This is a genomic window from Chitinimonas arctica, from assembly GCF_007431345.1.
Classification (GTDB): Bacteria; Pseudomonadota; Gammaproteobacteria; order Burkholderiales; family Chitinimonadaceae; genus Chitinimonas; species Chitinimonas arctica.
In genome coordinates this window covers 1,963,796-1,976,186 of the sequence record NZ_CP041730.1, presented here as the reverse complement: position 1 = coordinate 1,976,186, position 12,391 = coordinate 1,963,796, and the positions used below count along the sequence as shown (strand labels likewise).

The window sequence follows — 12,391 nt, the reverse complement described above, 5'->3', positions numbered from 1 at the left end:
CCGGGGGAAATACATGAAGATCGCCGTCATCGACTATGGCATGGGTAATCTGCGTTCCGTCACCCACGCCTTGGAACATGTTGCGCCCGAGCATCAGATCATCCTCAGCGGCGATCCGGCCGTGATCGCCGCCGCCGACAAAGTGGTCTTTCCCGGCCAGGGCGCGATGCGCGACTGTATGCGCGAGCTCGATAACCGTGGCCTACGCGAAGCCGTGCTGGCCAGCGCCCGAGAAAAGCCTTTCCTCGGCATTTGCGTGGGCGCCCAATTATTGTTTGAAATCAGCGAGGAGGGTGGCCGCAGCCAGGCACTAGGCGTGTTTGCGGGCGAGGTGCTGCGCTTTCCGCAGGCGCGCATGCAGCAGGGCGATACGCGCCTCAAGGTTCCGCACATGGGGTGGAACGAGGTCAGGCAAAGCCGGTCTCATCCGCTTTGGGACGGCATTGCCGACGGCGAACGTTTCTACTTTGTCCATAGCTACTATATGCAACCGGTGGACAAGGGCTTGACCGTGGGTGAAAGCGACTACCCATTTGGCTTCACGGTGGCGGTGGCTCGCGCTAATATCTTTGCCACCCAGTTTCATCCTGAAAAAAGTCACGCTGCCGGTCTAAGATTACTGGCCAACTTCGTCGCCTGGGATGGCGCCGCTTGAATTTTCTCCTCTTCACCAACTTACCGAATTCACCATGCTTATCATTCCTGCCATCGACCTGAAAGATGGTCAGTGCGTCCGCCTCAAACAAGGTGAAATGGATTCCGCCGACGTATTCGGCGACCCGGCTGAAATGGCCGCCCGTTGGCTGGAAGCCGGCGCACGCCGTCTCCATCTGGTCGACCTGAATGGCGCGTTCGCCGGCAAACCCAAGAACCTGGCTGCCGTGCGGGCGATTCTCGATGTGGTGGGCACCGAGGTGCCGGTTCAATTGGGTGGCGGTATCCGTGACCTTGAAACGATAGAGAAATACCTGGAAGCCGGCTTGCGCTACGTCATTATCGGGACGGCGGCCGTCAAGACGCCGGGTTTCCTGCACGAAGCCTGCGACGCCTTCCCGGGCTCGGTCATCGTCGGCCTCGATGCCAAGGACGGCAAGGTCGCCATCGACGGTTGGAGCAAGATCACCGGCCATGATGTCGTCGATCTGGCCAAGCGCTTCGAGGACTATGGCGTCGAATCGGTGATCTATACCGATATCGGCCGCGACGGCATGCTGTCCGGACTGAATATGGAAGCCACGGTCCGGCTGGCCCAGCATTTGACCATCCCGGTCATCGCCTCCGGCGGGCTGACCAATCTCGACGATGTGAAGCGTCTTTGCGAGGTCGAGAGCGAAGGCATTGCCGGCGTGATCGCCGGGCGCTCGATCTATGAAGGCACGCTGGATTTCGTCGCTGCGCAGCAATTGGCCGATGACTTTCATGGCTAAGCCACCCATTCCCTCTGCCAAATAGCCTCGCCATGTCACTCGCCAAACGTATCATTCCTTGCCTCGACGTGACCGCCGGCCGCGTGGTCAAGGGCGTCAACTTCGTCGGACTGCGCGATGCCGGCGATCCGGTCGAGATCGCCCGCCGCTATGACAGGCAGGGCGCCGACGAACTGACCTTTCTCGATATCACCGCCAGCTCCGACAATCGCGATCTGATCCTGCCCATTATCGAAGCGGTGGCGGAACAGGTGTTTATCCCGCTGACGGTGGGCGGCGGCGTGCGCAAGGTCGAGGACGTGCGGCGGCTGCTGCACGCCGGGGCGGACAAGGTCGGCATCAATACCACGGCGGTGACCCATCCGCAGGTGGTGGAAGAAGCCGCCGGCTACTTCGGCTCGCAAGCCATCGTGGTGGCCATCGATGCCAAGCGGGTCAGCCAGCCCGGTGAAGCGCCGCGCTGGGAGGTCTATACCCATGGCGGCCGCACCGCCACCGGCCTGGATGTGCTGGCCTGGGCGCTGGCCATGCAGACGCGCGGTGCGGGTGAGCTGCTGCTGACCAGCATGGACCGGGACGGCACCCGTTCCGGCTTCGACCTGGAACTGACCCGGGCGGTCAGCGATGCCGTCACGATCCCGGTGATTGCTTCGGGTGGTGTCGGCAAGCTGCAGGATCTGGCCGATGGGATCCTGCTGGGGCGCGCCGACGCGGTGTTGGCGGCCAGTATTTTCCACTTTGGCGAGCACACCGTCGGCGAAGCCAAGCAATTGATGCGGGACCAAGGCATAGAGGTGCGCTTGTGAGCTGGCTGGACGAAGTTCGCTGGGACGAAAAAGGCCTGGTTACCGCCATTGCCCAGGATGCGCGCAGTCAACGGGTGCTGATGGTGGCGCATATGGATCGCGAGGCCTTGGCCCTGACCGCGGCCACCGGTATTGCGCATTACTGGTCGCGCTCGCGGAGGAAGCTGTGGCGCAAAGGTGAGGAATCCGGCCATCAGCAGGCCGTCAGCGAATTGCGGCTGGATTGCGACGGCGATGTGATCCTGTTGCAGATCGAGCAGGCGGGCGGTATCGCGTGCCACACCGGGCGCGAAAGTTGCCTGTTCCGTAAGCTGGTGGACGATGAGTGGCAGATCACCGATACCGTGTTGCAGGATCCGGCTACTATCTATCGCCAGGGTGGCGGTCGCTGACGCGGCCGGCTTGTCACCCCACTGTCTTTTCCGCTGCCTATAATCCTGCCTTTTCGAGTGCCGACATGGTCAATCCCGATATCCTGAACCGACTTGCCGAGACCCTGGCTGCCCGTCAAGGCGCCGATCCCGCTTCGTCCTATACGGCCAGCCTGATGCACAAAGGCCTGGACGCCATATTGAAAAAGGTCGGCGAAGAAGCGGTGGAGACGGTGCTGGCGGCCAAGGATGGCGACAAACTGCACCTGGTCCGCGAGGTGGCCGATCTGTGGTTTCACACATTGGTCTTGCTGTCGCACCAGGGTTTGGGGCCAAATGACGTGCTGGCCGAGTTGGCGCGGCGTGAAGGCATCTCGGGCATAGACGAGAAAAACGCGCGCGGCTAGTGCCGGTAAGCCGGGCAGGTCTTTGAATTCAACAAGAAGCGATGCCGCCGGTCCGCGGACGTGACATCGCGCAGGAGCAAAGAGATGAGCGACAACTGCATCTTCTGCAAGATCGCCGCCGGTCAGATTCCGGCCACGAAGATTTACGAAGATGAGGATGTGATGGCTTTTCACGACATCCATCCGATTGCCAATGTGCATTTCCTGGTGGTGCCCAAGCGCCATATCGAATCGTTGCAAGCCGCCGTGGCGGCGGACCAGGCTTTGCTGGGTAAATTACTGCTGCTGGCACCGAAGCTGGCGGGTGAGCATGGGCTCGGCGAAGGGTTTCGCACCATGATCAATACCGGCGCCAAGGGTGGCCAGTCGGTCTTTCACCTGCATCTGCACGTGTTCGGCGGTGGCGGCAAGGCCGAAAGCATGATGGCGCAGCTGATCCAGTAGACTGCGCAAGCATATTCTCCCCGCTTTGCCGGGAGAGCCCTGCCGGGGTATTCGCGGCTTAATTTTATCAATGCGGGAGTGGTTACAATGGGTTCGTTCAGCATTTGGCACTGGCTTATCGTGCTGGTCATCATCGTGCTGGTATTTGGTACCAAGAAGCTCGGCAATGTCGGCAAGGATCTGGGTTCGGCGGTGAAGGGTTTCAAGGACGGCATGAAAAGCGAGGACGAGCAGGCCAAGGTGACCGAGAAGCCGGTCGAGGGCAGCCGCGTATTCGAAAACGATGCGACCAAGGACAAGCGCTAAACCGTGTTCGATTTCAGTTTGGGTGAATTGGTGGTGGTGGGTACGGTTGCGCTGATCGTTATCGGTCCAGAGCGCCTGCCCACCGTCGCGCGCACGGTAGGCGCGATGGTTGGGCGCCTGCAGCGCTATGTCGCGGGGGTAAAGGCCGATATCCAGCGCGAAGTGGAGCTGGATAATCTCAAGCGCCTGGAAGCCGAGATGAACGAGGCCGGTCGCAAGCTGCGCGACGACATGATGAATGGGGTCGAACCGGTGAAGGACAGCTTGCGCGAAACCGCGGCCGCGACACATGATGCCCTCTCCGAGCCCCCTACCCATTCCGGTTCGGTTGCGGCACAGCCGCACGATGACAAGCAGTTCGATCTGTTCAACGCCGGCCAGGCGTACGACCATCCGCCCGAGTACTCCCCAGACCATCGTCCGCCGCCGGAACGCGACCGGCGCTAGCGAACTCCCCCTGACCGCACCGATCCGGGCGCAGTCGGTGAGTTGAGCCGCAACAACTTTCAGAGCCTCTCCACCCATGCAAGAAGACCTGCAACCCCTGATCGAACACCTGATCGAGCTGCGCACCCGCCTGGTACGGGCCGTGGCCCTGATGGTGGTGGTATTCCTGATCCTGTTCCATTGGTCCGGCGATATCTACCATCTGCTGGCCCTGCCCATGCTCAAGGCAATGGGCGAAGGCAGCCAGATGATCGCCACGGATGTCACTTCGACTTTTTTCGTGCCGCTCAAGGTCACCGGCATGGCCGCCTTCCTGATCGCCCTCCCGCACACCCTCTACCAGGCCTGGGCCTTTGTCGCCCCCGGCCTCTACCAGCACGAAAAGAAGCTGGTGCTGCCCTTGATCGGCTCCAGCTGCATACTGTTTGCCGTCGGGATGGCCTTTGCTTATTTCCTGGTGTTTCCGGTGGTGTTCGGCTTTATGACGGCAGCCACCCCCCAGGGCGTGGCGATGATGACCGATATCGATAAATACCTGAGCTTTGTGATCGGGATGTTTCTCGCCTTCGGCGTGACCTTCGAAACACCGGTGGTGGTGATCGTGCTGGTGCGGATGGGACTGGTTACGGTGGCGAAGCTACGCGAGATACGCCCTTACGTGATCGTCGCGGCCTTTGTCATAGCCGCCATCGTTACTCCGCCGGACGTCTTGTCGCAGGTGATGCTGGCGGTACCGCTGTGGCTGCTGTACGAATTGGGTGTGCTGTTGTCGGCCTGGCTGGTTACGCCCAAGCCTGTCGTGGCCGAATAGTCGAGACGGTGCCTTGCGGCACCGTCATTGCGTCATTCCTCTTCCTGCGGCATCTCGAAATGCGGTCGCTTGCCGACCTTGATCTTGATCTCCACCGATTTGCCGCTCCGTAGCACCTTGATGCGCGCCTCCTTGCCGGGCGCCTCGGCAGCGACCAGGTTGAGCATGCTGGTAAAGTCCAGCACGGGTTCATTGTTTACCGCGATCAGTACGTCGCCGGGCTTGACCCCGGCCCGCTCGGCCGGGCCGCCGCGCACCACGCCGTTGATCAGCACGCCATCCACATTGGGCAGGTTGAAACTGGCGGCCAGCTCCGGTGTCAGATCCTGGGTATCCACCCCGATCCAGCCACGGGTCACCGCGCCGTCCTTGATGATCTGTTCCATCACGCTCTTGACCGTGCTGGCCGGGATGGCGAAGCCTATGCCCATGCTGCCGCCGCTTTGCGAGTAGATGGCGCTGTTGATGCCTACCAGGTTGCCTTCCGCATCGACCAGGGCGCCGCCGGAATTGCCGGGGTTGATGGCCGCGTCGGTCTGGATGAAGTTCTCGAAGGGATTGATGCCGAGATTGGTGCGGCCCAGGGCGGAAACAATGCCCATGGTCACGGTCTGGCCGACGCCGAAGGGGTTGCCGATCGCCAGTACCACGTCGCCGACATTGATTTTTTCTACCTGACCGAAGGTCGTGGTGGGTAGCTTGGTCAGGCCGACCTTGATGACGGCCAGGTCGGTTTCCGGGTCGGTGCCGACCACGGTGGCTTCGGCGGTGCGGCCGTCGGACAAGGCCACCTGGATCTCGTCGGCGGAAGCGACCACGTGGTTGTTGGTCACGATATAGCCCTGTTCCGACACGATGACGCCGGAACCGAGGCTGGAGGTGCGCTGGTTTTCGCCGTTTTCGAAGCGGTCGCCGAAAAAGCGGCGGAACAGCGGGTCGTTCAACAAGGGGTGGCGTCTTTGCTTGACCGCCTTGCTGGTATAGATATTCACCACGCTGGGCATGGCATGGCGCACCGCCTCGCGATAACCGCCACTGGCCGCCACCGAGGCCGCCGTCGGCGTGGTGGCTTGCTGTAGCGTCACGACTTCGGCCACCTGCCTGGGTAGCCAGGCGGGGTTGAGCAACGTCAACAAAAACCAGACCGCCAGGCCCGCCGTGGTGGTTTGTGCGAAAATCAGCCAGAGTTTTTTCATGTTATCTGCGAACGGCCGCCGCTATGTTATTGCGAGAGTTGGAAAATTATACCGGACAACTGCTGCAGCTTGACCGGTTCAAGGACTATGCGCCCAACGGCCTGCAAGTCGAAGGCCGGCCCGAGGTGCGGCGCCTGCTATGCGGCGTGACCGCCAGCGAGGCCTTGATCGATGCTGCCATAGCTTGGCAGGCGGACGCCATCGTGGTGCACCACGGCTATTTCTGGAAAAACGAGGACGCCCGGGTGATAGGCAGCAAAAAGCGCCGCCTGGCCAAATTACTGGGCCATGATATCAGCCTGCTGGCCTATCACCTGCCGCTGGATGCCCATCCCGAGTTGGGCAACAACGCCCAATTGGGGTTGCGGCTGGGTTTGGTGGCGGATGGCCGCTTTGGCGATCAGTCCCTGGGCTGCCTGGGCGCGCCGGATAAATCGCTGACGCTGAGCGAATTCGCCACGCGAGTGGAGTCCGCCCTGGGGCGCAAGCCGATGGTAATCGGCGACGGCGATGCCCTGGTGCGGCGGGTGGGATGGTGCACCGGCGGCGCGCAGGGATACTTCGGCGACGCCATCGCCGCCGGCTGCGATGTCTACCTGACCGGAGAGGCTTCCGAGTCCAACTACCATGCGGCTTTGGAGCAAGGTGTGGCTTTTGTCGCAGCGGGCCATCACGCCACCGAACGGTATGGCGTGCAGGCACTGGCAGGCCATCTCGCGATGCAGTTCGATCTGGATTGGCAATACTTTGATTTGCCGAACCCGATCTGAATACCCCCTTTGCGGCAAAGGCTTATCCAAGCTGGGGGAATCGGTTAAAATCGACGAGTTTCGGTTCTGTCGGCCTCTCGATCGCATTGCCGGCAGCATCCAATGGGGTTTCACCAATCTTAAAAGTCAGAAAGTCAGGGACTGGGTATGACGAATCAAGTGGACAACAGCAAGCGGCGCTTCCTGACGCTCGCGACCGGCGCTGTGGGTGGCGTCGCCGTGGTCGGGGTCGCCACGCCGTTCATTGCAAGCTTCTTCCCCTCAGAGCGCGCCAAGGCAGCCGGCGCACCGGTGGAAGTGGACATCAGCAAGCTCGAACCCGGTCAGAAGATCGACGTCGAGTGGCGTGGCAAACCGGTTTGGGTGGTTAATCGCACCAAGGAAATGATCGACAACATGGCCAAGATCGAAGGCAAGTTGGTCGATCCGGCCTCGGCCAAAAGCGAGCAGCCCGAATACGCCAATAACAAGCTGCGCTCGCGGGCCGATCACGCCAATATCTGGATCGCGCTCGGGGTATGTACCCACCTGGGTTGCTCGCCGTCCTTCCGTCCCGACCTGGCGCCTGCCGATTTGGGCGCCGACTGGGTCGGCGGCTTCTATTGCCCTTGCCACGGTTCCAAGTTCGACTTGGCTGGTCGAGTCTACTCCGGCGTGCCGGCTCCGACGAATCTCGTTATTCCGCCCTACAAGTACCTCACCGCTACCACGGTGCGGGTTGGCGAAGACAACTAATAGGGAAGGTCTGAGATGAGCAAGCTGCAAGCCTTGACGAATTCCGTGACGACCTGGGTCGATGATCGATTCCCAGTCACCGCATCGTGGAAAGCGCATATGTCCGAGTACTATGCGCCGAAAAATTTCAATTTCTGGTATTACTTCGGTTCGCTGGCGCTGTTGGTGCTGGTGATCCAGATCGTCACCGGCATCTTCCTGACGATGAATTACAAGCCCGATGGTTCGCTGGTTCCCGGCACCAATGTCTCGGTCGCTTTCACTTCGGTCGAATACATCATGCGTGACGTGGCGGGGGGCTGGATCATCCGCTACATGCACTCGACCGGCGCCTCGATGTTCTTCGTGGTGGTCTATCTGCATATGTTCCGCGGTCTCGTGTATGGCTCCTATAAGCAGCCGCGCGAACTGATCTGGATCTTCGGCATGCTGATCTTCCTGTGCCTGATGGCCGAAGCCTTCCTGGGCTATCTGCTGCCGTGGGGCCAGATGTCGTTCTGGGGCGCGCAGGTGATCGTCAACCTGTTCGCCTCCATCCCGGTCATCGGTCCCGATTTGTCGGTGTGGATCCGTGGTGACTTCGTTGTTTCGGACGCCACCCTGAATCGATTCTTCGCCCTCCACGTGATTGCGGTGCCGCTGGTACTGCTGGCCCTGGTGGTGGCCCACCTGGTTGCATTGCATGAAGTGGGTTCGAACAATCCTGACGGTGTCGAAATCAAGAAGAACAAGGATCCAAAGACCGGTATCCCGCTGGATGGCATTGCCATGCATCCGTACTACACCATCAAGGATATCTTCGGTGTGGCGGTGTTCCTGGCGATTTTCAGCTATGTGCTGTTCTTTGCCCCGGAGATGGGTGGCTTCTTCCTGGAGCATCCGAACTTCGATCCGGCCGATCCGCTCAAGACCCCGTCACATATTGCGCCGGTCTGGTATTTCACCCCCTTCTACGCCATCTTGCGCGCCATTCCTTCCTTCCTGGGTACCCAGGTCTGGGGCGTGCTGGGCATGGGCGGCGCAGTGGTGATCATTGCCTTCCTGCCTTGGCTCGATCGTAGCCCGATCAAGTCGATCCGCTATCGCGGCACCAAGTTCAAGGTGGCCCTGGTGCTGTTCCTGATCGCCTTTATCGGCCTCGGCATCCTCGGCGCCAAGCCATCCACCGACCTTCGTACCGTGATTGCCCAAGTGTTCAGCTTTATCTACTTCGGCTTCTTTATCGCCATGCCTTTCTATACCAAGAATGACGTAGGCAGTGTGCCGGTACCGTCGCGCGTGACCGAGACCAACACCCAGCGTCAGCTGGCATTCATGATGTACGTGGGCATCGCCATTCTGGGTTCCTTCGTATTCGCCAAGCTGGTTTGATCCAGGGAGACGGACAAGATGAAAAACAAGATTGCCCAGATATTCGCCGCCTCCGCTTTGCTACTGGCGACGGTAGCCCACGCCAGTACCGAAGTGGCGCTCGATCGTGCGCCTATCGATGTGCGCAATGCCGAATCGCTGCAGCGCGGCGCCAAGTTGTTCACCAACTACTGTTTGTCCTGCCATGGCGCAAGCGTGATGCGCTATAACCGTCTGCAGGATATCGGCCTGACCGAGCAGCAGATCAAGGACAACCTGATGTTCGCCACCGACAAGATCGGCGAACCGATGCGGGTAGCCATGCAGGCCAAGGACGGCAAGGTCTGGTTCGGCGCTACGCCGCCCGACCTGAGCCTGGTGGCCCGTTCGCGCGGCGCGGATTGGCTCTACACCTATCTGCGTAGCTTCTACCGCGACCCTAGCCGGCCCACCGGCTGGAACAACGCGGTATTCGACAAGGTCGGCATGCCGCACGTGTTGTGGCAACAGCAGGGTGACCTGGCCTTGAACGTGGTGCCAGGGCGGGTAGAGGCCAAGGGCCCGGTGGTACGTTCCTGGGAGACGGTCGAGCATGTCGATGGCAAGGAAAAGATCGAGACCCACCAGTTGGTGCTGACCCGGCCGGGAGATTTGACCCGACTGACCGATGGCAAGGCCAATACCCTGGATTTCGACAGCCAGGTAGCCGACCTGACCAACTACCTGGTCTTCATGGGCGAGCCTGCCCAGGTCACCCGTGAGCGTGTCGGTTACGGCGTGCTGCTGTTCCTGATCTTTATCCTGGTGCCCATGACTTACCTGTTGAAGAAGGAATACTGGCGCGACGTGCATTAAGTCGTTCCAGCCAGAAAAAACGGAAGGCGCCGCCTTCCGTTTTTTCTTTATTATTCATTGACTTACAAGCATTTCCTGGCTATTTACCCGGGCAAAATGCTAAAATCATTCGTTTTCGACAATCGCATGTTGATGGAGATATCCCTTTTATGATGACCTTGTACTCCGGTACTTCCTGCCCGTTCAGCCATCGCTGCCGCATCGTTCTGTTCGAGAAGGGCATGGATTTCCAGATCGTGGACGTGGACATCCACAACAAGCCCGAAGACCTGGCGGTAATGAACCCCTACAACGAAGTGCCGGTATTGGTTGAGCGCGATCTGGTGTTGTATGAGTCCAATATCATCAACGAATATATCGATGAGCGTTTCCCGCACCCGCAATTGATGCCAGCCGACCCCATCATGCGTGGCCGCGCCCGCCTGATGCTGTTCAATTTTGAACGCGAGCTGTTCGTGCATGTCCGTACCCTGGAAAGCAGTGCTTCGAGCAAGAAGGATCTGGAAAAAGCACGCACCACCATTCGTGACAACCTGGGTCAGATCGCACCGCTGTTCGCCAAGCAAAAGCACATGCTGGGCGAAGAGTTCTCCATGCTGGACGTGGCCATCGCGCCGCTGCTGTGGCGTCTGGAACATTATGGCGTGGAAGTGTCCAAGCCCATGGCGCCTATTCTCAAGTACGCCGAACGCCTGTTCGGTCGCCAGGCCTTTATCGAGTCGATGACGCCAAACGAAAAAGCCATGCGCAAGTAATATCTCACCGGCATGCTTAACGGCCGCGCTCCAGGGGATCGGAGCGGGGTCGTGGCCAGCTCTTCTTCCATTTATCATCTGGCAACCATGAAACCTGTTCCAATCAAGCCTTATCTGATGCGCGCCATTCATGAGTGGTGTTCGGACCACGGTTACACGCCCTACCTGGTGGTCTCCGTGCGCGGCAAGATGCAAGTGCCGATGGAGTTCGTCAAGAATGGCGAACTCACTTTGAACGTCAGTTACAACGCGACCCGCAATCTGCAACTGACCGACGATTTCGTCCATTTCTCGGCCCGTTTCAATGGCGTCTCCCGCGAGATCGTCGTGCCGACCGGCGCGGTGGTGTCGCTGTTCGCCCGGGAGACCGGCGAAGGCATGGCCTGGGAGCCGGAATTCGAAGAAGTGACCGAAACGGATGGCGAACGGGTGACACCGCTGCATCCGCTTGCCGCCGTACCGGTGGAAGCGGCCACCGATGAAGTCAGCCAGGAAGCGCCCAAGGCGGCGGATTCGACCGAGGGCGACGATAAACCTCCTGTGCCACCTGCTGGGCGAGGGCATTTGCGCGTCGTTAAATAGACGCGCTTGGATGCCGGCGTGTGCTGGACGCGACAAAGGGCACCTGGGTGCCCTTTGTTGTATATGCGATTAAGGCAAAGACCGTATTTCACGCTCTGCGCGACCCAGGCAATCTCGTGGAATGTTCGATCACGATGCCGCCTACAAACGCATGTTCTCCATTCCGCGCGCAGTCGAGGATCTGCTACGCGAGTTTATCGACGAGGAATGGATAGAAAAGCTGGATTTATCCACTCTGGAGCAAATCAACGGCAGCTTTGTCACCGAACGCTGGCGTCGGCAGATGACCGATGTGGTATGGAAGGTGCGGCTGGCCGACCAGGAACTCTACATCTGCCTGCTGGTGGAATTTCAATCCAGGATCGATCCCACCATGGCGCTGAGGGTGGCCAGCTATGTGCTGCAGTTGTATCTGGACCTGAGCAAGGATCCGAAGCGCCTGCCATTGACGCCCAGCGGCAAGTTACCGCCCGTCCTGCCCATCGTTATGTACAACGGCGCGCCGCGATGGAGTGCGCCGCTGGAACTGGACGAACTGATCGAAGCCGGGCCCGGCAAGCTACCTGATTTCCGGCCTCATATGCGTTATATGCTATTGGACCAGGGTGCCTTTCAGGAGCAAGATTTGCATGGCTTGGAGAATGTGGTGGCGGACATGTTTCGGTTGGAAAACGCCGACACTCCGGAAGCCGGGCTCAATGTTATACGCGGTTTGAAGCGATATTTGGCAGCCCCTGCGCATGAAGCGCTGCGGCAAGCCTTGAAGGATTGGATCACCAAGTTATTGATCCCTTCCAAGTTCCCGCAATTGGACTGGCCGACGTCTCAATTGGACGAGATAAGCGATTTGCAAGGAGTCGAAGCGATGATGACGAACAAGATGGACCTCTGGGCTGAAGAGTTTATACGCAAGGGCGAAGCACAGGGTGAGGCAAGGGGTGAGGCAAAGGGGGAGGTAAAGGGCGAAGCTAATATGTTGCGCCGTCAACTCAAGCTCAAGTTCAAGTTCGTCACGCTACCGGATTGGGTAGAGGAGAGGCTGAGCGGTGCAGCACTCGACCAGCTGCAAAGCTGGGGTGACCGAATTTTGTTGGCTAACGACATCAATGAAGTGTTCACGCCGCATTGA

General features: G+C 59.7%; 17 protein-coding genes. 16 read left to right on the top strand and 1 reads right to left on the bottom strand.

The features are described 5' to 3' along the window. Positions 1–13 precede the first annotated feature (13 nt). The 9 genes from hisH to tatC all read left to right on the top strand — a co-directional run bounded on the left by hisH (position 14) and on the right by tatC (position 5,019). Positions 14–655 (top strand): imidazole glycerol phosphate synthase subunit HisH, encoded by a 642-nt coding sequence (gene hisH / locus FNU76_RS08995; RefSeq protein WP_144277886.1) that lies wholly within the window; start codon positions 14–16, stop codon positions 653–655. Between the two features lie 34 nt (positions 656–689). After that, entirely contained in the window at positions 690–1,427 is a 738-nt protein-coding gene (gene hisA, locus FNU76_RS08990) for a 1-(5-phosphoribosyl)-5-[(5-phosphoribosylamino)methylideneamino]imidazole-4-carboxamide isomerase (RefSeq protein ID WP_144277885.1), read from the top strand. A gap of 32 nt (positions 1,428–1,459) precedes the next feature. Then, positions 1,460–2,233, top strand: a complete 774-nt coding sequence (gene hisF / locus FNU76_RS08985) for an imidazole glycerol phosphate synthase subunit HisF (protein WP_144277884.1) — start codon at positions 1,460–1,462, stop codon at positions 2,231–2,233. Beyond that, complete coding sequence (gene hisI, locus FNU76_RS08980; RefSeq protein WP_144277883.1) at positions 2,230–2,625, top strand: phosphoribosyl-AMP cyclohydrolase; 396 nt, start codon at positions 2,230–2,232, stop codon at positions 2,623–2,625. The genes hisF and hisI overlap by 4 nt, the downstream gene beginning before the upstream one ends. 65 nt (positions 2,626–2,690) lie before the next feature. Further along, positions 2,691–3,011, top strand: coding sequence for a phosphoribosyl-ATP diphosphatase (locus FNU76_RS08975; protein ID WP_144277882.1), 321 nt, complete (start codon positions 2,691–2,693; stop codon positions 3,009–3,011). 84 nt (positions 3,012–3,095) lie between these two features. After that, positions 3,096–3,455, top strand: coding sequence for a histidine triad nucleotide-binding protein (locus FNU76_RS08970; RefSeq protein WP_144277881.1), 360 nt, complete (start codon positions 3,096–3,098; stop codon positions 3,453–3,455). An 87-nt stretch (positions 3,456–3,542) separates the two neighbouring features. Continuing rightward, positions 3,543–3,761 carry a Sec-independent protein translocase subunit TatA gene (tatA, locus tag FNU76_RS08965; protein ID WP_144277880.1) on the top strand — a complete coding sequence of 73 codons (219 nt, stop codon included), beginning with the start codon at positions 3,543–3,545 and terminating at the stop codon, positions 3,759–3,761. Between the two features lie 3 nt (positions 3,762–3,764). Further along, the gene (gene tatB / locus FNU76_RS08960; RefSeq protein WP_144277879.1) at positions 3,765–4,208 is read left to right on the top strand and encodes a Sec-independent protein translocase protein TatB; all 444 of its coding nucleotides are present in this window, start codon (positions 3,765–3,767) and stop codon (positions 4,206–4,208) included. A gap of 76 nt (positions 4,209–4,284) precedes the next feature. Next, complete coding sequence (tatC, locus tag FNU76_RS08955) at positions 4,285–5,019, top strand: twin-arginine translocase subunit TatC (protein WP_144277878.1); 735 nt, start codon at positions 4,285–4,287, stop codon at positions 5,017–5,019. A 32-nt stretch (positions 5,020–5,051) separates the two neighbouring features. Here the strand turns inward: tatC and FNU76_RS08950 are convergent, their stop codons facing one another. Next, positions 5,052–6,215, bottom strand: coding sequence for a Do family serine endopeptidase (locus FNU76_RS08950; protein ID WP_144277877.1), 1,164 nt, complete (start codon positions 6,213–6,215; stop codon positions 5,052–5,054). A gap of 23 nt (positions 6,216–6,238) precedes the next feature. On the opposite strand from FNU76_RS08950, the gene FNU76_RS08945 reads away from it, so the two are divergent. From FNU76_RS08945 to FNU76_RS08915, 7 genes are all read left to right on the top strand, one after another. After that, the gene (locus tag FNU76_RS08945) at positions 6,239–6,985 is read left to right on the top strand and encodes a Nif3-like dinuclear metal center hexameric protein (protein WP_144277876.1); all 747 of its coding nucleotides are present in this window, start codon (positions 6,239–6,241) and stop codon (positions 6,983–6,985) included. A 147-nt stretch (positions 6,986–7,132) separates the two neighbouring features. Then, a complete protein-coding gene (gene petA, locus FNU76_RS08940; RefSeq protein WP_144277875.1) occupies positions 7,133–7,720 on the top strand; it encodes a ubiquinol-cytochrome c reductase iron-sulfur subunit in 588 nt (195 codons plus the stop codon). Between the two features lie 15 nt (positions 7,721–7,735). Beyond that, on the top strand, positions 7,736–9,091 hold the full coding sequence (locus FNU76_RS08935; RefSeq protein WP_144277874.1) for a cytochrome b: 1,356 nt from the start codon (positions 7,736–7,738) through the stop codon (positions 9,089–9,091). 18 nt (positions 9,092–9,109) lie between these two features. Further along, positions 9,110–9,925, top strand: a complete 816-nt coding sequence (locus FNU76_RS08930) for a cytochrome c1 (RefSeq protein WP_144277873.1) — start codon at positions 9,110–9,112, stop codon at positions 9,923–9,925. Positions 9,926–10,074: 149 nt separating this feature from the next. After that, positions 10,075–10,680 carry a glutathione S-transferase N-terminal domain-containing protein gene (locus tag FNU76_RS08925; protein ID WP_144277872.1) on the top strand — a complete coding sequence of 202 codons (606 nt, stop codon included), beginning with the start codon at positions 10,075–10,077 and terminating at the stop codon, positions 10,678–10,680. A gap of 87 nt (positions 10,681–10,767) precedes the next feature. Then, the gene (locus FNU76_RS08920; protein ID WP_144277871.1) at positions 10,768–11,262 is read left to right on the top strand and encodes a ClpXP protease specificity-enhancing factor; all 495 of its coding nucleotides are present in this window, start codon (positions 10,768–10,770) and stop codon (positions 11,260–11,262) included. 121 nt (positions 11,263–11,383) lie between these two features. After that, the gene (locus FNU76_RS08915; protein ID WP_144277870.1) at positions 11,384–12,391 is read left to right on the top strand and encodes an Rpn family recombination-promoting nuclease/putative transposase; all 1,008 of its coding nucleotides are present in this window, start codon (positions 11,384–11,386) and stop codon (positions 12,389–12,391) included.

Coding starts and splice junctions, on each gene's coding strand:
- hisH (WP_144277886.1), top strand. CDS start 14: ATGAAGATCGCCGTCATCGACTATGGCATGGGTAATCTGCGTTCCGTC.
- hisA (WP_144277885.1), top strand. CDS start 690: ATGCTTATCATTCCTGCCATCGACCTGAAAGATGGTCAGTGCGTCCGC.
- hisF (WP_144277884.1), top strand. CDS start 1,460: ATGTCACTCGCCAAACGTATCATTCCTTGCCTCGACGTGACCGCCGGC.
- FNU76_RS08975 (WP_144277882.1), top strand. CDS start 2,691: ATGGTCAATCCCGATATCCTGAACCGACTTGCCGAGACCCTGGCTGCC.
- FNU76_RS08970 (WP_144277881.1), top strand. CDS start 3,096: ATGAGCGACAACTGCATCTTCTGCAAGATCGCCGCCGGTCAGATTCCG.
- tatA (WP_144277880.1), top strand. CDS start 3,543: ATGGGTTCGTTCAGCATTTGGCACTGGCTTATCGTGCTGGTCATCATC.
- tatC (WP_144277878.1), top strand. CDS start 4,285: ATGCAAGAAGACCTGCAACCCCTGATCGAACACCTGATCGAGCTGCGC.
- FNU76_RS08950 (WP_144277877.1), bottom strand. CDS start 6,215: ATGAAAAAACTCTGGCTGATTTTCGCACAAACCACCACGGCGGGCCTG.
- FNU76_RS08945 (WP_144277876.1), top strand. CDS start 6,239: ATGTTATTGCGAGAGTTGGAAAATTATACCGGACAACTGCTGCAGCTT.
- petA (WP_144277875.1), top strand. CDS start 7,133: ATGACGAATCAAGTGGACAACAGCAAGCGGCGCTTCCTGACGCTCGCG.
- FNU76_RS08935 (WP_144277874.1), top strand. CDS start 7,736: ATGAGCAAGCTGCAAGCCTTGACGAATTCCGTGACGACCTGGGTCGAT.
- FNU76_RS08930 (WP_144277873.1), top strand. CDS start 9,110: ATGAAAAACAAGATTGCCCAGATATTCGCCGCCTCCGCTTTGCTACTG.
- FNU76_RS08925 (WP_144277872.1), top strand. CDS start 10,075: ATGATGACCTTGTACTCCGGTACTTCCTGCCCGTTCAGCCATCGCTGC.
- FNU76_RS08920 (WP_144277871.1), top strand. CDS start 10,768: ATGAAACCTGTTCCAATCAAGCCTTATCTGATGCGCGCCATTCATGAG.
- FNU76_RS08915 (WP_144277870.1), top strand. CDS start 11,384: ATGTTCGATCACGATGCCGCCTACAAACGCATGTTCTCCATTCCGCGC.